Source organism: Paenibacillus sp. NPDC055715, from assembly GCF_053617595.1.
The window spans coordinates 240,873-261,238 of the sequence record NZ_JBSHGA010000006.1; the positions used below are offsets into that span (position 1 = coordinate 240,873).

The following is a 20,366-nucleotide window of genomic DNA, read 5'->3' on the forward strand; positions in this document are numbered from 1 at the left end:
TACAAAATTTTTATATTATTGCATTCTATTGTTGTCCAAAATCTAACAGCTGTCAATAACTTTTGTAACTTTTGTGAGGTATTCGCTTCTGGTATTTACTTTAGCTAGACTAGATTAGAAAAAAGCTTATTAATTGTAATATCACGACTTATTTTTTTCTAAATTATATAAAAGGTTGAATCTTCTGGTATAATGATACGATAGTTTAATATAAGGAGGGATATATATGAAGAAAAAACATTTAATTGCATCAGCCTTATCTGTTAGTTTGCTGGGGGCTATTGCTTTGCCGAGTGCGATTTTTGCAGATTCAGATGCTGTAACTAATTCTGCAAGTACATTGACTTACGGGACCCATGATGAGGTGAAAACACCTGGTAATCATGACGTGGGCCTTTTTAAGAGAAAAGATCTTTTTAATGTGAACCTTGACGGCAAGTCGCCATTAACAGAGTTCTCCATATCTCCTCGATATGGTCATGTTAAGCTACGTGTAAGAAACTACAGCAAGTCGACGCTTACTTTTACCTTAAAGAATGTCGATACAGGGGATTATTTACTTACCAAGTATGTGGGTGGTGGTGAACGATTTAATTGGTATAGCATGGATGGGTTTCCAAACGGAATGCGATCAGGAAACTATGAAATACAGTGGCATGCTAGCGGAGCTTATGTAAACGCCTCGGCATGGGGTATCTCAGCCAATAGCCCATATGAACTTTAATTAAAAGTTAAAGCTTTGTATAAGAAAAGCTCCAGACCGACGATGAAGGTTTGGGGCTTCTTTTTTTGTTTCTTAGGTTCGTTGTATTTTGAGGAAATCTTAATCATTTCAAATAATAAAAAATCCCCGCCGACCCATTAAAATTAACTGGGCTTTTTATCTACTCTAAATTCAAACTGATTGCGTAAAAAATAATATCCTTTAATCTTAATCGACTCTGGTGTAATCTTCTCCCAACGACTGGACCACATATACTCTTACCTGGCTTAATGCAGCTGCGAACAATTCGATATCCGATTTCAACACTTTATATGTATGTTTCATGCTGATCACCTCAGTAATCCATTCGGCACATGGTGGTAAATTCCTGCAAACATAAAAAGACCCCACCAGTTCAGCCGGTAGGGTGTTTACACGTTTTTTTAGAAGGAATCAAATTATACAGAATAAGGTGAAGTAGGCGTGCAATTTAAAGATTCTTTTCAGAAAATTAAACCCAACACGATTTAAGGATAATAACTAAAAGGATATAGAGCACCAAAATTGCAGCTGTAGAAGTCCACACATTGCAAACAGCTGGACCTGCACATCCACTCATAGCTAAGCCCTCCTTTATTTGTCGTCACCTTAATATATGTGTGAATACACTCTGTGACTGGGCATGTTAGTAAATAAAAACACCCCACCAGCTTAGCCAGTAGGGTATCACCGATGCTTTCGGATTGCACAACGGTGCTTCCGTATGTGTTGTTATCAGTATAATCGGTTTGGAGTATTATGTAAATATTAATCGGATAAGCTCAACAAAAAAACTCCACTGGCAGTCTAATTGCTAGTGGAGTCGGTACTTTCTTTGGCACTTTAGGCTTAAAATAAACACTCATATAGAGTGTTACTACATCTTAATCCGCATTTACAATGCTGAAATCAAGTCCAAATTAAACACCCGTATAGAGCGCTAAGATTTTTGGGGTACAAATATGTCTCCCAGAACGCGACACGAGCCTTAGAAGCGATTCTAGAAGCTCGTTTTTCTTTAGATATTCTCTTACGCTCAACAATGGGGACTTTTTCAGTGGCCCCCAATCATGCAGAGTCTTCGAAAACATCATTATAAAATGGTGAATAAAATAGTGATTAATCTCCCCAATATTCGTCAGGATGGTACTCAATCTCAGAACCGGCTTCAAACGTAAGCTCCCCGGTTTGATCATCGTATTGTACGCTTTCCGGGGTGACGTAATACCAATGCTTCACAACGGCTCCGTTCTCCGGCGTTACAAAACGGAATACATTCAGTTCCCCGCTATAACGCACAATCACCTCCGCCGCCTCACGCGGCAGCTCTTGAAGCGTGAAGCGAAACACGCCGTCTGCCGATGCCAAACGGCAATCGAAAGTCTGCTTGCGGCTGTCAGCAAAGCTGCGACCCGTGACGGCATGCTTGATCAGCCATGTTTCCTGCTGCGCCATTGCGCGCACCTCCTTATTAGGGCAAATCAATCAGCATATAAAAGACAGGCTCCTGCGCCTTCAGCGACAGCTTCGGCTCCTGCTCAATACGGGCCGAATCGCGCCCGCTCAGGATATGTTCACCGTTCACACGCAGCGAGCCTTCGATAACAAACAAGAACACGCGTCGCCCTTCAGACTGTGCGAATTCCACACACTCTCCGGGCTGAAGCTTGCTTAAATAAATCGTCAAATCCTGATGAATGGCCGCTATTTCGCCCTCTGTGCCCGGAACACGCTTCCCGGCAACGACGGGCAGAAGCTGACCGTGCAGACGCTCAGGGTTGAATGCTGTAGCTTCATACGAGGGTTCCAGCCCTCTCGTATGCGGGCTAAACCACAATTGCAGCAGACTGACATCCTCCGTTTGCGAAGCGTTGTGCTCCGTATGGATGATCCCGTGACCCGCGGACATCCGCTGGATACCTCCAAAATTCGTCACCGCCACATGTCCACGGTTGTCCTCATGACGCAGCTCGCCGTACAGCACGATGGAGACAATCTCCATATCACTGTGCGGATGCGCCCCAAAGCCCCGTCCCGGTGCGATCACGTCGTCATTACAGACACGCATGGGACCAAACGCTGTATTGTTCTCATCCTGATATTCCGCGAATGAAAAACTGTGACTGCCCCGCAGCCATCCCTTATCGAAGCTGAATCGGGAAGCAGCCGGATATATTGTGAACATAGTAGCCCTCCTTCAGGAAGAAAAATGAGATCAAACCTTTTTTCATTGTACCCAAGCCCCAACGATAAAGCTATGCCTCTGTCTGAGCGATAATTTCATCCATAAAAGACTGCAAGGTACTAGTCACATAGGCTTCCTTGCGGCGGATAAACACCGTTGTCACTTCGTTGTACGGCTCAGGTATTGCATGACAATGCACCAGACCTTGGGCCGCCAGCCCGCTGATTGAAGATTCAGGAAAAACCGTCATTCCAATGCCAGCCGCCACGCTACCGATAATCGTCTCGAATGTCCCAAACTCCATAATCTGCTTGGGAATGATGCCCTCCATCTTAAGCCAGGTTTCCAACCGCCCGCGATAGCCGCAGCCTTTTTTATATAACAGGAGCGGACGAGTCGTTACATCCTCAACGGAAAAGTCATCTCCTTGGGAAACAAGGACCAGCTTTTCCTGAAACACATCCAACTGTTCAATGAGGGGATGCTTCACCGGCCCAGTCACAAAGGCTCCATCCAGCCTCATCTCCGCAACCTCCTGTACCAAGCGCTCCGTAACCCCGGCTTTGAGGGACAGCTCGACATCCGGGTACTTGCTGTAATAAGCATGCAAAATCGCCGGGAGCGCGATCACCGTCTCCACAATGCCAATCTCCAGTACCCCCGAAGGTGCAGAGGTACTCTGAAACGCATGTTTCATTTCCTCGAATTGCGACAAAATGCTTTTCGTATATTGCAGCAGACGCTTGCCCTCCGCGTTGAGGACCATGCCCCGCTTATGTCTATAAAATAAAGGCGTTTGCAGTTCTTTTTCCAGTAGCTTGATTCTGGCCGTTACATTGGACTGGACATAGCTAAGCTCGACTGCCGCCTTGCTGACACTGCCATGAGCAGCCACCGTCTGGAAAATGTTTAAGTCGTTCAGATCCACTACTGCTCCTCCTTATGGTGAAGGGCAAGGCCATCGAAAATTGACGGGTCTTGTCACTTATTATCATTTTAAATGATGATAACATTTATTTTCAATCATTTTACCAACAGCTCTCTATCCATTATGATGTGTCCATAAGATATGTCCGCTGATGCCGGCAAGGAGGAGCTTTTTTTCACCATGAATAGACAAATCATGACAGGATCTTTATTGTGCCTGATCGCCAGTATGTCCTGGGGAGCCATGTTTCCGGTTTCGCACATTGCATTGCAACAAGTCAATCCGCTGTACTTTTCATTTTTACGTTATTTCTCGGTTACGCTCATATTAATTGTACTGTTGTGGCTCAAAGAGGGACGGTCTGCATTTCGCTTTGAGGGCAAGGGCAAGACATTGCTGTTCTTCGGTACGATGGGATTTACCATCTATAATATGGCCGTTTTCCAGGGACAGCACGCAATGGGTGCAGCAGGTACGATTGTTGCGTCTATTATGGAAGTGCTGATGCCGATGATCTCCATTGCACTGGTATGGGTCATGACCCGCAACATGCCTCCAAAATATACACTGATCAGTATGATAATCGCACTGGCTGGAGCTGTACTCGTGATTACGAACGGAAAATGGACCTTCTTCACACTCGCCGGACAGCATTTGCTGCCGCTGCTGCTTATTTTCGCAGGGGTGATTGGATGGGTTGTGTATTCCATGGGAGGTAACCATTTTGCAGGATGGTCTACCCTTCGCTACTCTACCTTAACCTGCCTGCTCGGAACCCTGGTTTCCTTTGTAGTCGTCACGACCGCCTCTGCCTTCAACTGGGTTGCGATACCGGACTGGCAGCATGTATGGTCGGTCAAATACGAAATGAGCTTTATGATCCTGCTTCCGGGGCTGGCTGCCTTGCTGAGCTGGAATGCTGGAATCCGAATGCTTTCACCGCTGAACGGAATTTTGTTTATTAACTTTGTACCGATTACCACGCTGGTGCTTATGTATTTCCAAGGCTATACCATCAGCCACTTTGAGCTGTACGGGACAGTGCTGGTCATTTTCGCACTGCTGCTCAACAATATGGTTCAAAGAAGTTCTCTACGCACTTCCGGCAGCCCGCGCCGCATGCGTTTTGGGCTGGGTCGTCGCAAGTCATTCCAAAGATAATTTTTATACCTTCGACAAGAAGTTGTGGCAAAAAGCATGTAAAAATGCGCCCGGACATGGAGATAAACTCATGGATCCGGGCGCTTTTTTGGTTTTATTGGTCTTTTCCTTCCACCTGGAAACGTCCGACCAGTTTGCGCAGTTCCTCTGCCATTTGGCTCAGGTCCGCTGAGGAAGAAGCGATTTCCTCAATGGAAGCGAGCTGCTGCTCAGCGGCAGCTGAGATCGACTCGGTGTTGCCCGCTGCCTTGTTCGAAATATGGGAAATGTCGTTCATAATGCCTACGACACCCGCTGCTCCCCGAGCCATCTCCTGTGTCACTTCGGTAACGTCATTGATATGCTCCGTCGCTCGTTCCACGGCATGGCTAATTTCTGCAAAGGATTGCTCCGACGTGCTTACCGAATCAATTCCTTCCGTAACCCGTATCCGTGCTTGATGCGTAGCCTTCAAAGCATGGTTCATATCCACCTGCATCGCATCAATGCGCTGCGAAATCAATGTAGCCGATTTGGCCGATTCCTCGGCCAGCTTACGTACCTCTGTCGCAACCACAGCAAACCCTTTACCATGATCCCCGGCGCGTGCCGCCTCAATGGACGCGTTCAGTGCCAGCAGATTCGTCTGTTTGGCAATTCCAGATATAACGCTGATAATATCCACAATTTCACCGGAGCGCTCACTAAGAGAATTCATCGCTTGTCCGAGATCATTAACCGTCTCGTCGATGTCATACATCTTCTGTACAGCTTGCGAAGCTGCCTTGCTGCCCTCTTGAGCTGACTTGGCATTTCGCTTCACATTCTCAGATACGCCCATCATACGCTCAGATACGTTCTCAGCCTGCCGGGCAAGCTCCTCCATACGCTCGGTGCCATATTCTACACTCTGGACCTGGCGTTCGCTGCCTACGGCTACATCCTGAATTGCAATGGTGACGTGCTCGATAGCTCTGGTCGTCTGGTCTGCACCTGCAGCCAGTTCCTCTGCCGAGGAACTTACCCAATCTGTTGTTTCGTGTACGCTTCGAATCATCGTGCGTAAACTATCCACCATCGTTTGAAAATGGGAAGATAACTCGCCAACCTCATCTGTTTTTCCGGTTTCCAGATCTCCGTTCAAGTCTCCTTCACTGATTCGCTCCGCCGATTTTTGCAGCCTGCGGATCGGCACCAGAACCGAACGGGAAATCAGGAAGATAGCAATAAGTGCAATCACCAACGAGGCTGTCAGCACGATAATGGTTACATTACGCATGCCTGCGGTCGCATCACTAATCTCGGAATGATAGAATGTACCCGCGATTTTCCAGCCTGTAGCCTCATTCGTTACATAGGTCAAATATTCTTCATGATTATCAATCACATTGTTAAAGCTCCCGCTCGGTGCATCATACATCGGATCAAGCACATTTCCCTCTGGAGAGGAACCCGCTTTAGCCGTAGGGTGGACCACAAATTTCTTCGTATGATCTAAAATAATAATATACCCCTCCTGGCCCACTTTGATAGAGGCCAGTTTACGTACACTTTCCAGATTTAGAGAGATCCCGATAACCCCGGACTGGTCGGAAAGCGTCTGAGATACCACCACAACAGGAATACCCGATGAATTGATGATAACAGAGGTGATCGCTACCTTACCGGGTTGCTTCATCGCTTCGATGTACCATGGTCGTTTGCGAGGATCAAATGTCCCTTCGTCCCGCTTAGGCACCCCCCGGATCATCAAGCCCTCTGTTGTACCGACAAAAATATCGTTCGTATCTTCGTGCAAGCCTTTGTATTGGATCAGCTTGGGCTGAATCAACGGGCTATTTCGACCATCCATCATAGAAGCGTCTATGCGATTCGCCAAATAACGCACATCTTTCATTTTAGAAGAAATTGTATATTCAATAATCGAGTTAGCCGTCGTTACCCCCTGATTTGCACTGCTGTAAAGCTGCTTTTCCATAGCATCATACGATGATCTATAGGTCGCAATAGCGATACTTAAGCTTGGAATCAACAAAACAAGCAAAAAACCTAAACTTAGCTTGTTCCTGAGTGTCCATATAGTCTTTCTCTTTCGCGTTATTTCCATGTGTTTGTCCCCTTTGCTTGAAAAGCTATGTATTTAAAATACACTTATGAAAACTATATCGGTTAGAGGAAGCAAATAATTTACAGTAAATTTTCATAAACAAGCAAAAAAAACCGCATCCTATGCGACTAAGGGTGCGATTCTATGGTCATTTAGACCTGTGCGCTCTCTTGCTGAGGGTCCAGAATACGTGAGATCCGATAGTTGATGGACGTTTCCGCAAAAGAGGAACAAGCAACGGAATTCACCAGATGGGCATTGGTGGGCGTCATACTCAGCAGTTTGAGCAATGCACTTCCGATGTATAAGGGCGAAACCCGAAATAAAGGCGCCTGCTGTAAACAGTAATTTAGAACGTGTTTTCCACATCGTCTACATATCCTTTTTCCATTGTTTAATTTTTTGTTCCAGACGTTCGATCAGCACAGGATCGGCCACCTCCAGAGCATCAATCATATGATTTACAGCGAGTAGACCGAATTCATTCACCAGTTCGTGGCTTAACTCCTTGGACTGTTCATTCATGAATTCTTCCCTGCTCAAAACCGGTCGATACAAAGACGTTCTCCCGCGTATACTCTTGCTCAGTATTCCCTTTTCCACCAGACGGTTCATAACAGTCATCACCGTATTGAAGTTAAAGTCCCGTTCCCCCTCCAACGCGGTCTGTACTTCTTTGATACTCCGATCCGAAGCGGACCATAAAATATCCATAATTTTGGCTTCCAGAGGCCCGAAAAAACGGTTGAGTCCGGTTTCGCCAGTTTTAAAATTCAGTCGTTTCATAAGAAGCACCTCACACTACCGATTGTAGTGTATACATCCTGATAAAGTCAACCATCACACCTAATGGCAGTATCTTCGAAGGGATTTATATACATCCGCCGAATGTCTTCATTCGGCGGCAATCATGGCCTGATCAGCTTCAGTTCAATCCGCCAATCTGTAGCCTACACCTCTTACCGTTGCAATATATTCAGGCTCCGCAGGCCGATCGCCCAGCTTCTTCCGCAAGCTTTTGACATGCACATCCACGACATTGCTACCGCCTACAAAATCCGTCTCCCAGATATCGTGCATCATCTGCTCACGAGAAATGACTTTGCCTTGAGCATCCATCAACTTCAACAGCAAATCATATTCCGTTTTGGTCAGATTCAATGGATTCTCTTCTTTATATACTAACATTTTATCACGATCAATCCAGATGTCCTTGAACACCGTACGACGGTTACCTTGCGTTGCCTGACGGGAAGCTGCCGGATTGCGCACAATCATCCGTTCAATATCATGCACCATATGATTGGAAGCCAACGCCCATACCAGCACCTCTTCCGAAGGAAGCAGCTCATGCGCACGTACAGCCATCCGATCCTGAACCACATACATGACAGGTGTGTCTTTCATCTGTTCTGCCTCAAGACGATTACGGATATCCAGTAATTCACTCCGTGTATCGGTAGCGGTCAAATCGTAAATCAACAAATCGCTTCCCAGATGACGTTGTACTTCAGGCTCCCAGCGGTGGAAAACCATCACGTCAAAGCATGCATCTGACAACGTACGCACCAAGCCGTGAACCACACCCGGAACCGAACTGATCAGAACGATGCGACGCGTCGTTGGACAGTACAACGGCTCATTGGAAGGAACCGCCTGGAACGCAGGGGCAGAGGGAGCTGACAGCATGGATGTCCAGATACCCTTGACCCGTCTGGGCATATCTGCCGCTTTGAGCCGATTCGTTACCTGATTCGCTTGCTTTGGCATTCCTTACACACTCCTCCGAATACGACATGGGCATGGGCAATAGTGTACCCCGTTTCATGCGCAACCGTCTCAATCCAATCGTGTGGAACCTCGCTCATCACTTCATCTACCCGTCCACACACCTGACAAATAATATGCTGGTGGTCGTCCATCCGTCCATCATAACGGCTGGCGGCCTCCCCCAGCTTTAATTCGCGGATTAATTCCTTATCCGTCAAATAACGCAGTGAATTATAGACCGTTCCATAGGCAAGATTATATCCGCGCTCCATCAACCGGTTCATAACGTCAGCCGCAGTAGGATGATCGTGAGCCTCGCGGACCACATCGTACACTGCTTGGCGCTGCGAAGTTAAATTCAAGGTTCTCATACCGCATCTCCCTTAACGAACACAGATTATATTTATTCTCAACTTATAATTACAATAAAAATTAATTTAGAATAAGTATAAATCCTGATTCATTTCAAGTCAATGGAATCGGATAAATTGAGCCGCTTTGCAACACAATGTATACAGGATACACGCTCAGCTCATACACATCGGAGGGATATTTTATGAAAATACTCTGGATATTCACATTCTTTATGATACTCATGCTCGGAACCAATCTGCTGGTGAACTGGCTATTCGGTGCTCATACCCCTTGGGAGACTATTTTATTGGCTTTTCGCACCATGCGACCATCGGAATATATCGTCCTGGCAGGAATGCTCCTTTCGCTCTTTGTAAACGCGGGCAAAAAGCAAGTAGGAAACGCGTTTCGCTTCATTTTCTCACAATGGTCACGTTTTCTGAGAGTTCCCTCTTCTAACTCTGATTCTTCGCACCAGAGTAATCAGAAAAAACAGAACGGGGAAAAGGTAAACAAATAATGGATGAATATAGCTCACGACGCATTCTCCTCTCCTTCTTTATTCCGGATCTTTTTTAGCCATGGCACGATAAGTAGCAAGAAAGGGAAATACACAGCAAATATCGGAAACAGCCATTTCAGCACATACTCGCCTATTAAAAGATGTTCTTGATAGCCCTGAGCCATCAATACGCAAGAAACGAGCATAATCAGTCCAAATGGCAGAATCAGTTTACTGTAGGATATTTTCAATACATCCTCCGCAGCCTTAACCGCCGCATAATAGAAGATGAAGATTTTGAAAAAATCAAAAATAATAACGGTCATGACCCCAATTACATCGATCCTGTCGACTAAATCAGATATTTGTACCTTGCTGATCATCGAGAGCAGCGGGTAAGTCGCCCGTTTGAACACATTCTCTCCCAGTACAAGTACATTGGAGAGCGTCACAAAGGACAGGAGCAGCCCCCCCAACAATACAGCGGTCACCCCTACCCCATTGGCACGGTAGTCTTTTCTTAAAGTGGGAAGAAGCATCGCAAACGTCACCATCTCGCCGTATGGCAGCATCAGGGCTTGTGAATAAACGACTTGCCATATCGGTTGCCAGCCGTGCTGGGCTATAGGCAATACATTGTCTAGATCAACAATGCCTGACAACAAAATCATACTATTCGTAGCCAGGCCCAGCAACAGCAACAAGATCAACATTATAATGGCCGTTCGGCCCGCTGCCTCGATTCCCAAATGCATCACATACATCACAAGTCCAATCATCAAGGCACAGATGACTGTCAACGGCGTATGCTGAAGTGTCCGGTCGGCAATCAGGATCCCCGTATCTCGAAGATCCCGTGCTCCGCCGTAAAGAAAAAACACAATATATAAAAAAGCAAGCGCACTCCCTGTTTTCTTGCCCAAGAGGACCTTGCAATATTGTGTCATGAGCAAGTCGGGAAAGCGCCGGTGAAGGCTGCCGTAGCATAGAAAAAGCAATGCCCCAAAAGCCGTGGCGATGAGGATAGAGAGCCATGCATCCTTGCCCGCATCCCTTCCGGGGATGGACATCATGGACGTGCCCAATTCAAACAGCACCATGAGAGAGATCATCTCTATTGCGTTCATCTGTGTCTTTTTCATTGCCTTGCCTCCTTTCCCGTTTCACTAATTGGAGTCTCCCCTAGGATACGGGTTAGTCCGCGATTGCGTATGCTTCAGTACCGAAGTCACCTGAATACGAACGGTGCTTTCCGCAAAATAACGGCTCCATTCGGAAGAGAACCTTTTCCATTGCTTGGGATGGCTTTTCTCCAGCGCAAGACCCAAGCCGAGCACATCGCTACGGATGCGCTGAACCTCCCTGACTGTTGAAGTGATCACTTTTTTCGTTACCTCTGTCCATTGCTCCTGCAATCTTTTCGTCTCCTCTCGACTTTTCAAGTTAATCGGGCACTCGGCTTCCTGTAACGCCCCGACTTGTTTTAAGTTAATGACAAAAACAGGCTCCCCTCGCTCCATCTGAGTGTATATATTGGTTGCAGAGAACAAGGTTTCGATGCCAATGGTTTCCTTATTCCTACCGCAGCTCAATGTTGTTTGAGCACTTTTTACCTTGTTTTTGATTATAGACAGTCCAATGGCCTGGTCATCGTCCAGCCAGCGCACAAGCCGATCCCTTCGGAACACCCCCATCCCGTGAATCTGAACAATTGCTTTCGGTAAAATACTGTCCACATTTCCCTTACTTGGGGCCTGCTCCAAATCGCCATCGACCTCTATGCCCGTCAGTACAGGACCGCCACCCTTATTGGACATACTGCGAATGACATCGTCGATATTCACCGCGTAATCCCCAGCATACATACGCTCCGATGTTTCCAACTTTCCTGAAATATCATTGGCGGGAATACGACCAATCGCGGTCATGACTCCCAGCACATCCTTCCCAGTGCTAGCACGTGCCACCATCATTTTCACCGGCAGCCGGATTTCTGCAGACCTTTCCAGAAAATCCAGCGTATCGCCAATTCCACCCCGTGCCAGCTTTTCTCCAATAACCACCAGTCTGACATGCGCCAGAGAAATGACCCGCGGAATCTTTCGTGAAGCTTTGCGGATCGCTTGAAACAGATTCTTGCCCTTTTCCTGATACAGGACGACAGGGGTATCTCCCCTCGCTTTGGCTCCGGCAATTTCATCTGCCACGATTACCTGCAGGGAAACTGCATAGCCCGACTCCTCATCCACATCAATACCTATAGCTGCTACTACTGCCCTCTCATTAAGCTCCACGGAATCCCAACAGCCAGATAGAAGTGGCATCAATAATATCCCCGTCAAACTCAGAATCCATATTCTCCATTTGAGGGCTACTCTACGTTCACTCCCCTTCCCCTGATGCACCCCGAACACCCCCCTCCTGCATCGGTGAGGTTTTATTGGAAGGGGGAATTCCGCTTCCATCCTTCATTCGTTTCTGATTCGTAGATGCGATACTTTTAGGACGTTTCCGCATCATCCAAAATGGGAGCCGCAATACGGCATCCTTTTGACTCTGCAGCACGAGGGGACTGAAAGGGGCCATGTAGGGCACCCCAAAAGAACGCAGGCTGTTCATATGGGCGATCAGCGCAATCAACCCCAATGTAATGCCATACAGCCCCATAAACGCCGACAATATCATAAAAACAAACCGGAACAATCTCCCAGCCACCGCCATGTTATATGCCGGAATTGCGAAGCTGGCAATCCCCGTCAGCGCTACTACAATCGTGAGCAGCGGGGTGACGATTCCAGCCTCCACAGCCGCTTGTCCTAATACAAGCGCACCGATAACAGATACGGTCTGTCCACCCACACGTGGCATTCGAATACCCGCTTCACGCAAGATTTCAAAGGTGATTTCCAAGATAAACGCCTCCAGAAATGCCGGAAAAGGAACGGATTCCCGCTGTGCCAGTATGCTGATGAGTAGTGGGGTCGGTATCATTTCATAATGATACGTCGTTAACGCAATGTAGAGTGAAGGCCCCAAAATCAGTATAATAAAGCTGATATACCGTATGAGTCGGACGACAGTCGCCATATCATAACGCTCCGAATAATCCGAAGAACTCTGAAAAAATTGGGCAAATACAGTAGGCATCACCAGTACGAATGGATTTCCATCCACAATGAGTGCCACCCGTCCCTCCATGATGTTGCTGCTAACCGAATCCGGTCTTTCCGAGTTATAAATCGTTGGAAATGGTGTAAGATTGTCATCCTGTATCATCTCTTCTACCATGCCAGCTTCGAATATTGCGTCAATATTGATGGATTTTACCCGTTGACGAACTTCATCTACGACACTTGCATCTGCAATATTCTTCATATACAGCATAGCCACATTCGTGAGAGACGTACTTCCCACTTTGAACATCTCCATCGTAAGATCGGAGCTTTTAATCCGCCGGCGTACAAGAGAGATATTCGTGAACAGGGATTCCACAAACCCGTCCTTCGGCCCCTGAACGACAGACTGTGTGGAGGGTTCGTTGACCGCCCGCACCTCTCCTCCACGTGTCCCGCACGCAATCGCCTTTTTACAGCCCTCCAGTAAAATAATCGTATCTCCCATCAAGAGCTGTTCCATCATGGAATTCCAATCTTCGCATTCCTTCACTTCACCCAGTTCAAGTGCATGGCCCTGTATCTGACTGTAGAGCCCTTCCGCACTTTCTGTCTCAGCAGCCACCTCGGCGGATGGGCGGCTAAGCAATGATTTCATGACGAGTTCATTTACCGTATCCGTCTTGACCATACTATCCAGAAATACAATGGCGGCAGGGACATCAGCCTTCATGCCCAAATTAAAACGGCGGATCAAGAAGTCTGGGCTGTCTGACGTCAATTCTTTAATTTGCTGCAAGTTGGTTTCCAAACGAGTCTCGATCTTTAAGGAACGCGAAGAGTTTCCATTATTCGAGTTTCCATTATTCTTGTCCGCACCCGACTTTTTGTTATGTTTGCGATAGGGATAGCGAATCATAAGCAAACCTCATCTCCAGTAAGGCAGCAATAGATATCATCTACTTTTCCTTATTCTTGTATGTTTGGAGTATGCTCAATCAATTCCCAGTTATGCACTGACCCCTGTGCCTGAAACGTATATCCCACGCCAAACGTATTAAATTTCAACAAAATTCTTCATTTTCAAGCTTAATTTCATTTTTTTTGATAAAATGAAGTAATATGCCTCTTGGGAGGGTTAGCATCTTGTTTAGTACGTTTTTTGTAAATACCTGTATCCTTGTCACCTTTCTGTACATAACTGGTCTCATATCGCAAAGATATAAAATACGTCTCCAAAGTTTAAAACGTAAGGCTCATTGGATCGGTGGCGCTCTATTGGGTAGCTACGGTATTGTGATCATGTACTACTCGATTCCAGTCGGATTGAATACCATTGCCGATCTTCGCCATCTGGCCGTTGTAGCTACCGCAACATACATTGGCGGTCCGGCAGCACTCATAGCTACCCTTTGTTTATGCGTGGGCAGATTATTGCTGTTTGGTGTAACTACGCAAGCCATCGTCAGCGCGTTTTTCATGATACTTATTGGTCTGGGATGCGCTCTGCTGTCACGTCTGTCCTGGTCACGTTTACCCAAGCTTATAACCATGAATCTTTTTGCCTTAGGGATAATCTTCTGCTCTCTACTGATCAATTTGGGCGATATCTATGATGTTCTGCGCGTTTATCCGCTTCAGTTCTTCATTTCCATGGTCGGCGGATGTCTCCTGTATCTCATTGCCGAATCCATCAACACGTCCAATGAGCTGTTACTTCGTCTGGAGCATACCTCCTTTACAGACCATCTCACGAATCTGGGCAACAGGAGACACCTTGAATTTTCACTGGAAGAGAAGCTTCTCCAAGCTCGTCAACGCCATGAGCATCTATCTGTACTTGTACTGGATATTGATCATTTTAAGAAAGTGAACGATACCTATGGTCATGCGGCCGGGGATGCGGTGCTGCGTCAGCTAGGTCAGATTTTGATAGAAAAATGTCGCTCCTCTGATGTGGTAACCCGCAGCGGTGGGGAGGAATTCACCATACTTCTGCCAAATTGTGCGCTCCGGCAAGCGTTGCGCATAGCGAATCAGCTCCTTGGCGGGGTAGAACAGTACGAGTTCGTTTTGTTGGACGGGCTTGTAATCAAAGTCACGGTGTCTATCGGCGTAACGACCTTTCCCGATACCGGGGAGGATATGTCCGGGGCGGCTCTGCTGGAGCAGGCGGATAAAGCACTATACGAAGCTAAAAATGCAGGGCGCAATCGGGTCTGCTCCTATGAGGTATAAAGCCGGGGCATTCTTTTCATTTACGACTTCGCACAATATGAGCACCCTACAGAAATAGCCGATACAACCCTCTCTCGGAAGAGCTGTATCGGCTATTATCCGTTTTTAAAAAATGTGCTAATCCCCTTTGGAAGAAGCCTTGGCATCCTTGCCTTCACTATGGCTGCTGCCGCCCACCACCAGCTTGGTACGTTTGGCAAGCGAAGCCAGGGTATGGGATTTCCATACTTCCAGCATCCGGCGTTCGCTCTCGGCTACAATTTCGAAAACTGCTGTCGCCACATCCTCGCAAAAGGGGCTGCTTTGCGGCTCGTGCATCATGCCGGGAAAAATCGGATCGCATATTTCAATGGCGTGGTATAAATCAGCGAGTGTAATATGATCTGCCGAGCGGGTAAGCACATAGCCCCCCTCACGGCCTTCGCGTGCCGCAATTAAATCTGCCTGTACAAGTCGCGTCAGCACCCTGCGCACCAAGGTTACTTCGCAGTCAATGGAGCGGGCAATGGAACCACTGGCACAGAGCTCTCCATGCTTCTCCAAATAGACAAGCGCCTTGACCGCGACTCCAAGCCATTTGGGCGTTGCAGTGCGTAGTCTTTTCTCACTATTCAAATGAAATGACACCCCTAAGTGTAGAAACTTCGTTGAATGCATTGTACGTGAAGTAAGAAGCAAGTTCAAGCCTGACCTATCCACCAATGATCTAATCAATATGCTCAATATCCCTCCTGAGGCAACAGGTATCCGTAATGATATGCAAATCATCTTGAACACCGTTGAACGCCGCAATGCATATGTAAGTCGTATCGTGAAAGTAGATTTCTTCTGCTTCACCAAATGAAGGATGGATATTTTCGGCATAATCAACTATCAGAAGTAAGATAAATTCACTCTTGCTATAAGTCGTAATTTAAGATATATTTTAATTAAATAACCGATCATTTAATTAATGAAAGTTTAGCTTAAAGAGAGGAGAATACATTTGGCAAGACCCATTAATGAAGAAAAAAGACTGGAGCGGCGTAAACGTATCCTAGAAGAAGCTGTTGTCCTGTTCGCAGAAAGTGGATATTCTAATACCACAACGGCTATCATTGCGCAGAGTGTGGGAGTGACTCCTGGAACCATTTTTCAATATTTCCCTAGCAAAGAAGCTTTATACTACGCCGCTGTCCTTGGGCCGCTTGCTGATATTCAGGCGAAATCGCTTGCTTGTCTACAACAAGAGGGGACGCCGGGCGTATTGATTAAGAACATGGTGGCAGAGCAATTCAACCATATCTACTTATATACAAATGAATTGCGGCTTGTTCAATCTGTCTTAGGACAACGAATAAGATTCCCTGAACTTACACAAAAGGTCCTTGAAAGTACAAAGGTAATGACAGATGCGATCGAATGCGTCTATGCCAAGGGACAGTTAATGGGAGAATTCAACAAAAGCTTTTCTCCAGCAATGATCTCTCGTGCCTATATCTCTTTCTTTAATGGAGTGGCCTTAACTCTTGAAGAAAGTATTATTCATCATCCCGAGTGGGAAAATTTGAAGGGGCATGCCTTTTATTTGTTCGCACCCATACAACCTAAAGAAAAACTGGAGGAGTCTGAATGAGTCAAACCTCATTACAACCCGATCTGACATTTAACGTTCGTGTAAAAAAACGGAAGAAAATTTTATGGAGCCTAGGGATCGTGCTTTTGCTTGTGATAGCTCTTGTATTTTTTATATCTTATAAAGTAATAGACACCTTGTTGCACCATCCTAGAGACACTAATGTCAGCTACGAATTGAATATCGATAAAACTCCCTACGAAGAGGTCGAGTTCAAGAGTTTGAAAAATGATAATACGATTAGAGGTTCCTTCTTTCCTGCGAACGGTCTTTATGGTAAAACAAGTAATAAGACGATTATTGTCGTCCATGGATATACGAGCAATCGTTTAGTCAAAGGGCGGACCAAAAAGTTAGTAGAGCATTTCGTTCCGAAAGGCTACAATGTATTGGCATTTGACCTCAGCTCGCAAGGTAAATCCGATGGTGGTTTGATTACACTGGGCCTCAATGAAAAATACGATTTGCTAGGAGCTGTAAGCTATTTAAAATCCAGAGGCCATACGGGTGATAACATTGGAGTTATCGGCTTTTCAATGGGTGCTGTTACTTCTTTGCTAGCCGCAAGTGAAAGTAATGACATCAAAGCCGTAATTGCGGATAGTCCTTTTCGTAATGCTGGTCTATTTCTGAGAGAGGGTTTGCCCTTCTTTTCAGGTTTACCTGCGTTTCCATTCAGTTATACATCGACATGGATGGCAAATTGGGCCTTTAAGGTTGATCTTGATTCCATATCTCCTATGGATGCGGTAAAAAAGATGAAAGACAAGCCAGTCATGCTCATTCATGGTACTGGAGATCAGCAAATTAGTTATAAAAATACAGAAGTTATTTACGAGTCCTTAAAAGATGACCCCAATGCAGAAGTATGGTACCCGCAAAATACGGAGCATATCGATGCCATCAACCATTACCCCACTGAATATTTCAAAAGAGTAGATCGCTTTTTGGATAAGTATGTAGGAAAATAAATCTAATCCAAGAGAGCCAACTAGTGAGGAGCTTGTCCTGACGAAGTAAAAATACCAATAATATCAAGCATTTTTAGCCTGTAGTGTAGAAAACCACTACAGGCTTTTATTTGCGTTTTAAATGGAAATACATAGCACGGTCTGTATGCTTAGTTTAGGTTTTAGAGATGTAATCCGTTATATTCATGCTTTATGGCTCTAATTCTATCACTTAATATAAGTAATACCCATATTCGCCCTTTCCATTCTATTATTTTTACAATTATAATCATATATTGTTTTATTTTATAATATAAGGATTATATAAGATGGAGGGTGTATTCAATGAAAAATTCGGGAATGGTAAGAAATTTAGATGGCCTGGGCAGGATCGCCATACCGATTGAAATAAGAAATCACTTAGGTCTAAACAATTATGCCAAAGTGGAGTTTACCACAACCAAAGAAGCTATTGTGATGCGCCGGTTACATAGCGAATCATGTACCCTTTGCGAGCAAAAAAAGCACCTGATGCATTTTAAAGATTCTTTGATATGCATCTACTGTGCAAATGATCTAAAAGGTAATCCTATTCCAGACGATCAGTTACCTTCTAAAGAAGTATCTGAAGCGCAAATAATCAATCAGCTATTAGACCTAATGAAACAGTATCCGGGTGCTACCTTAAAGACTTATGCCCTTATGCTAGAGACATCGCCAACCTATGTATCCCATCTAAAAAAATAAGGCGAATAAATGATCATCCTAAATTAAATAACTACAGGTTACACTAAGGGGACGAGTGCCCCCTCCAAAAGTTTCTCGCCCATTTGTTTGCATTTAAGCAATCGGATTTTTTCCTCGTCTATAAAAAGTGTGGTGATAATCATTGATGAGTTCGTCCAGGATCATAGATTGTTTGAGTACACTGGCGTGATCGAATCCGTGTTTTGCTTGCAAGGCATACATCTTTTGTCGAGCCTTCTCAAGCTTTTGACGCAAAATGTCGTCCCTTATCATAATATATCCCTCCTTTTCATGTTTTTCAGTTTAGAGAAGTATGTATAAAATTACAAAAAATAATAGTTTGTTATATTTTTTATGCCGATCAAAAAAAGACCTGCTCTTATAAGCAGGTCCTGGAATGAAATATTTTTCAATCCAAGAATGATCAAAATCCTCCATGTTGTCCTGTTGGTTCGTAATTATTCCCATTTCCCTGATATGGGAAAGAGATAGTAATTACTGTCAATAATACATCAATAAGGTCAAAGCCAATTTACTCTTCATGTCCGTCCACCTGGCTTCTTTTGTCTCAGATGATGCATTCTCTTTAAAAGACTCAAATAGCCTCACATGTTCTAGTATATATGAATTATTATTAATTGTAGTGGATTTTTCCAAACATTTTAACAAAAACGTAAAGCCCTTTGAATACATCTCTTTCCGTAAAAAGTAAACAGCCAACTGTTTCGTGAAATGAGTAAATCGTTCTGTGATAAATTGTTGATCGTAAACGCCGCCACCTTTTTGCTCCTCCAGAAGTGATAATATCTCTGGTTCAAACTGGATAAGTATATCATCTACATTTATATTGTATTGGTTAGCTGCATCAATTATGTTATCTAATGCGGGAAGGATTTCATCTTTTTTCGAAGAGAAATAAGCAACATAATCAGGGAGTACGCTTACGTCGCCTGACATAAGCCTATTCACATAGGTATTAGCACTTGCCCACTCTTTAAATTGATTTTTCCATTTTAGTGTCGTTTCATCGCTTTCTTCTACCCAGCCTAAATCGGCATATTTTTGGATATGCTGGAGCGCTGTCTTATAATCTTTATTAACATCACAGACTTCAGCCTGAAGTAAATGTGAAAATGCCCAGTAAGCAAATGGAGGGTAAATCAGATTATGTGGATTTTCTTTCTCTTCTTTATGTTGCTGGCGATCTAGCTTGTATTGAATTTCAGCTCTGTCTCCCAAAACAGAAGCAAATTTGTTTACTTTGTCCCACTTGCGCAATTTGCGATATGTGTTCACTAAATCCTTTAACGCATCTAGTTGGACAATTACATCAAGACGATCAACGTAAGTCTCAAACTGGACAGCAGCTTCATAATTTTTTTCCTGGTCATCCCCTTGCCTGCTCTGAAACAGGCGGTACTGGCACACAGCCAAACGTTCGGAGTATTGCTTATTCTCAGTGAGCGCCACATTCTCATAAAGTATAGCCGCCGCTTCATACAATCCTTCTTCAAAAAATTGTTCAGCCAGTTCAAATAATGGAGTAGCATAGCCTAACTTATCTAATAACATATTCACAACTCGCTGAATACAATCCAATTTATTCAACTTTGCACAACTTTCCAAAAATGGACTCATTCTGCGCCAATTCGGAGTAGAGTCGGCTAGATATTCAGGGATATACCGTTCGTAGTAGTAACCAACAGGGTGTCCCATCAATTCCGTCATTTGATCCAAATGAAAGACTGAAAACTTCCGATTACCATTAATGAGACTACTGACCGTACCGGGATTCATTTTTACCAGCCTGGCTAGATTGCTAATGTTTACACCATTTGTGCCCATGTACTTAAATATCTCTGCGAGTATCGTGGTTGTCAAAATTTAACCACCCCTTTATAAGGTAACTTTTTAGGATATCAATTTAAACAGGGTCTAGCACAATCAAATGGTAGAATACCATTTCTGGAATAAT

21 protein-coding genes and 1 pseudogene are annotated in these 20,366 nt (G+C 44.9%); 7 read left to right on the plus strand and 15 right to left on the minus strand.

The window, feature by feature from the left end; translation table 11 throughout:
- Window positions 1–226 precede the first annotated feature (226 nt).
- Window positions 227–724, plus strand: a complete 498-nt coding sequence (locus ACWGOO_RS12700) for a hypothetical protein (protein ID WP_452483869.1) — start codon at window positions 227–229, stop codon at window positions 722–724.
- 143 nt (window positions 725–867) lie between these two features.
- Here the strand turns inward: ACWGOO_RS12700 and ACWGOO_RS12705 are convergent.
- The 5 genes and pseudogenes from ACWGOO_RS12705 to ACWGOO_RS12725 all read right to left on the minus strand — a co-directional run bounded on the left by ACWGOO_RS12705 (window position 868) and on the right by ACWGOO_RS12725 (window position 3,855).
- A pseudogene (locus ACWGOO_RS12705) lies at window positions 868–1,048 on the minus strand (hypothetical protein).
- Between the two features lie 166 nt (window positions 1,049–1,214).
- The gene (locus tag ACWGOO_RS12710; RefSeq protein ID WP_226001023.1) at window positions 1,215–1,322 is read right to left on the minus strand and encodes a YjcZ family sporulation protein; all 108 of its coding nucleotides are present in this window, start codon (window positions 1,320–1,322) and stop codon (window positions 1,215–1,217) included.
- Between the two features lie 539 nt (window positions 1,323–1,861).
- On the minus strand, window positions 1,862–2,197 hold the full coding sequence (locus ACWGOO_RS12715; protein WP_354450165.1) for a hypothetical protein: 336 nt from the start codon (window positions 2,195–2,197) through the stop codon (window positions 1,862–1,864).
- 16 nt (window positions 2,198–2,213) lie between these two features.
- Complete coding sequence (locus ACWGOO_RS12720) at window positions 2,214–2,927, minus strand: pirin family protein (protein WP_452483871.1); 714 nt, start codon at window positions 2,925–2,927, stop codon at window positions 2,214–2,216.
- A 70-nt stretch (window positions 2,928–2,997) separates the two neighbouring features.
- On the minus strand, window positions 2,998–3,855 hold the full coding sequence (locus ACWGOO_RS12725) for a LysR family transcriptional regulator (RefSeq protein ID WP_452483873.1): 858 nt from the start codon (window positions 3,853–3,855) through the stop codon (window positions 2,998–3,000).
- A gap of 180 nt (window positions 3,856–4,035) precedes the next feature.
- Between ACWGOO_RS12725 and ACWGOO_RS12730 the strand changes: the two genes are divergently transcribed.
- Entirely contained in the window at window positions 4,036–5,016 is a 981-nt protein-coding gene (locus tag ACWGOO_RS12730; protein WP_452483875.1) for a DMT family transporter, read from the plus strand.
- A 94-nt stretch (window positions 5,017–5,110) separates the two neighbouring features.
- On the opposite strand, the gene ACWGOO_RS12735 is transcribed toward ACWGOO_RS12730, so the two are convergent.
- From ACWGOO_RS12735 to ACWGOO_RS12750, 4 genes are all read right to left on the minus strand, one after another.
- Window positions 5,111–7,102, minus strand: a complete 1,992-nt coding sequence (locus tag ACWGOO_RS12735) for a methyl-accepting chemotaxis protein (RefSeq protein ID WP_452483877.1) — start codon at window positions 7,100–7,102, stop codon at window positions 5,111–5,113.
- 372 nt (window positions 7,103–7,474) lie between these two features.
- Window positions 7,475–7,888 (minus strand): BlaI/MecI/CopY family transcriptional regulator, encoded by a 414-nt coding sequence (locus ACWGOO_RS12740; RefSeq protein ID WP_452483879.1) that lies wholly within the window; start codon window positions 7,886–7,888, stop codon window positions 7,475–7,477.
- Between the two features lie 144 nt (window positions 7,889–8,032).
- Complete coding sequence (locus ACWGOO_RS12745; protein WP_452483881.1) at window positions 8,033–8,872, minus strand: winged helix-turn-helix domain-containing protein; 840 nt, start codon at window positions 8,870–8,872, stop codon at window positions 8,033–8,035.
- Window positions 8,848–9,243 (minus strand): Fur family transcriptional regulator, encoded by a 396-nt coding sequence (locus ACWGOO_RS12750; protein WP_354450173.1) that lies wholly within the window; start codon window positions 9,241–9,243, stop codon window positions 8,848–8,850. The genes ACWGOO_RS12745 and ACWGOO_RS12750 overlap by 25 nt, the downstream gene beginning before the upstream one ends.
- A gap of 185 nt (window positions 9,244–9,428) precedes the next feature.
- On the opposite strand from ACWGOO_RS12750, the gene ACWGOO_RS12755 reads away from it, so the two are divergent.
- Complete coding sequence (locus ACWGOO_RS12755) at window positions 9,429–9,746, plus strand: hypothetical protein (protein WP_452483884.1); 318 nt, start codon at window positions 9,429–9,431, stop codon at window positions 9,744–9,746.
- Between the two features lie 14 nt (window positions 9,747–9,760).
- On the opposite strand, the gene ACWGOO_RS12760 is transcribed toward ACWGOO_RS12755, so the two are convergent.
- Genes ACWGOO_RS12760 through ACWGOO_RS12770 form a run of 3 tightly spaced genes read right to left on the minus strand, consistent with a single transcriptional unit; the run spans window position 9,761 to window position 13,760 of the window.
- Complete coding sequence (locus ACWGOO_RS12760; RefSeq protein ID WP_452483885.1) at window positions 9,761–10,870, minus strand: GerAB/ArcD/ProY family transporter; 1,110 nt, start codon at window positions 10,868–10,870, stop codon at window positions 9,761–9,763.
- A gap of 24 nt (window positions 10,871–10,894) precedes the next feature.
- On the minus strand, window positions 10,895–12,193 hold the full coding sequence (locus tag ACWGOO_RS12765) for a Ger(x)C family spore germination protein (protein ID WP_452483887.1): 1,299 nt from the start codon (window positions 12,191–12,193) through the stop codon (window positions 10,895–10,897).
- Window positions 12,111–13,760, minus strand: coding sequence for a spore germination protein (locus tag ACWGOO_RS12770; protein ID WP_452483889.1), 1,650 nt, complete (start codon window positions 13,758–13,760; stop codon window positions 12,111–12,113). Before ACWGOO_RS12770 ends, ACWGOO_RS12765 begins: the two co-directional genes overlap by 83 nt.
- Before the next feature lie 227 nt (window positions 13,761–13,987).
- Between ACWGOO_RS12770 and ACWGOO_RS12775 the strand changes: the two genes are divergently transcribed.
- Complete coding sequence (locus ACWGOO_RS12775) at window positions 13,988–15,079, plus strand: diguanylate cyclase (RefSeq protein ID WP_452483891.1); 1,092 nt, start codon at window positions 13,988–13,990, stop codon at window positions 15,077–15,079.
- Window positions 15,080–15,196: 117 nt separating this feature from the next.
- On the opposite strand, the gene ACWGOO_RS12780 is transcribed toward ACWGOO_RS12775, so the two are convergent.
- Window positions 15,197–15,694 (minus strand): Rrf2 family transcriptional regulator, encoded by a 498-nt coding sequence (locus ACWGOO_RS12780; protein ID WP_452483893.1) that lies wholly within the window; start codon window positions 15,692–15,694, stop codon window positions 15,197–15,199.
- A 370-nt stretch (window positions 15,695–16,064) separates the two neighbouring features.
- On the opposite strand from ACWGOO_RS12780, the gene ACWGOO_RS12785 reads away from it, so the two are divergent.
- From ACWGOO_RS12785 to ACWGOO_RS12795, 3 genes are all read left to right on the plus strand, one after another.
- Window positions 16,065–16,694: a TetR/AcrR family transcriptional regulator gene (locus tag ACWGOO_RS12785; RefSeq protein ID WP_452483895.1), complete on the plus strand. Its 630-nt coding sequence runs from the start codon at window positions 16,065–16,067 to the stop codon at window positions 16,692–16,694.
- The gene (locus ACWGOO_RS12790) at window positions 16,691–17,665 is read left to right on the plus strand and encodes an alpha/beta hydrolase (RefSeq protein ID WP_452483897.1); all 975 of its coding nucleotides are present in this window, start codon (window positions 16,691–16,693) and stop codon (window positions 17,663–17,665) included. The genes ACWGOO_RS12785 and ACWGOO_RS12790 overlap by 4 nt, the downstream gene beginning before the upstream one ends.
- Before the next feature lie 324 nt (window positions 17,666–17,989).
- Entirely contained in the window at window positions 17,990–18,391 is a 402-nt protein-coding gene (locus tag ACWGOO_RS12795) for an AbrB/MazE/SpoVT family DNA-binding domain-containing protein (RefSeq protein ID WP_452483899.1), read from the plus strand.
- Between the two features lie 93 nt (window positions 18,392–18,484).
- On the opposite strand, the gene ACWGOO_RS12800 is transcribed toward ACWGOO_RS12795, so the two are convergent.
- Entirely contained in the window at window positions 18,485–18,664 is a 180-nt protein-coding gene (locus ACWGOO_RS12800; protein WP_452483900.1) for an aspartyl-phosphate phosphatase Spo0E family protein, read from the minus strand.
- Window positions 18,665–18,892: 228 nt separating this feature from the next.
- Window positions 18,893–20,236: a transcriptional regulator gene (locus tag ACWGOO_RS12805; RefSeq protein ID WP_452484021.1), complete on the minus strand. Its 1,344-nt coding sequence runs from the start codon at window positions 20,234–20,236 to the stop codon at window positions 18,893–18,895.
- Between the last annotated feature and the right edge of the window lie 130 nt (window positions 20,237–20,366).

Coding starts and splice junctions, on each gene's coding strand:
- ACWGOO_RS12765 (WP_452483887.1), bottom strand. CDS start 12,193: ATGGAAGCGGAATTCCCCCTTCCAATAAAACCTCACCGATGCAGGAGG.
- ACWGOO_RS12730 (WP_452483875.1), top strand. CDS start 4,036: ATGAATAGACAAATCATGACAGGATCTTTATTGTGCCTGATCGCCAGT.
- ACWGOO_RS12750 (WP_354450173.1), bottom strand. CDS start 9,243: ATGAGAACCTTGAATTTAACTTCGCAGCGCCAAGCAGTGTACGATGTG.
- ACWGOO_RS12720 (WP_452483871.1), bottom strand. CDS start 2,927: ATGTTCACAATATATCCGGCTGCTTCCCGATTCAGCTTCGATAAGGGA.
- ACWGOO_RS12710 (WP_226001023.1), bottom strand. CDS start 1,322: ATGAGTGGATGTGCAGGTCCAGCTGTTTGCAATGTGTGGACTTCTACA.
- ACWGOO_RS12700 (WP_452483869.1), top strand. CDS start 227: ATGAAGAAAAAACATTTAATTGCATCAGCCTTATCTGTTAGTTTGCTG.
- ACWGOO_RS12770 (WP_452483889.1), bottom strand. CDS start 13,760: ATGATTCGCTATCCCTATCGCAAACATAACAAAAAGTCGGGTGCGGAC.
- ACWGOO_RS12760 (WP_452483885.1), bottom strand. CDS start 10,870: ATGAAAAAGACACAGATGAACGCAATAGAGATGATCTCTCTCATGGTG.
- ACWGOO_RS12755 (WP_452483884.1), top strand. CDS start 9,429: ATGAAAATACTCTGGATATTCACATTCTTTATGATACTCATGCTCGGA.
- ACWGOO_RS12805 (WP_452484021.1), bottom strand. CDS start 20,236: ATGGGCACAAATGGTGTAAACATTAGCAATCTAGCCAGGCTGGTAAAA.
- ACWGOO_RS12740 (WP_452483879.1), bottom strand. CDS start 7,888: ATGAAACGACTGAATTTTAAAACTGGCGAAACCGGACTCAACCGTTTT.
- ACWGOO_RS12715 (WP_354450165.1), bottom strand. CDS start 2,197: ATGGCGCAGCAGGAAACATGGCTGATCAAGCATGCCGTCACGGGTCGC.
- ACWGOO_RS12800 (WP_452483900.1), bottom strand. CDS start 18,664: ATGATAAGGGACGACATTTTGCGTCAAAAGCTTGAGAAGGCTCGACAA.
- ACWGOO_RS12735 (WP_452483877.1), bottom strand. CDS start 7,102: ATGGAAATAACGCGAAAGAGAAAGACTATATGGACACTCAGGAACAAG.
- ACWGOO_RS12745 (WP_452483881.1), bottom strand. CDS start 8,872: ATGCCAAAGCAAGCGAATCAGGTAACGAATCGGCTCAAAGCGGCAGAT.
- ACWGOO_RS12795 (WP_452483899.1), top strand. CDS start 17,990: ATGAAAAATTCGGGAATGGTAAGAAATTTAGATGGCCTGGGCAGGATC.
- ACWGOO_RS12790 (WP_452483897.1), top strand. CDS start 16,691: ATGAGTCAAACCTCATTACAACCCGATCTGACATTTAACGTTCGTGTA.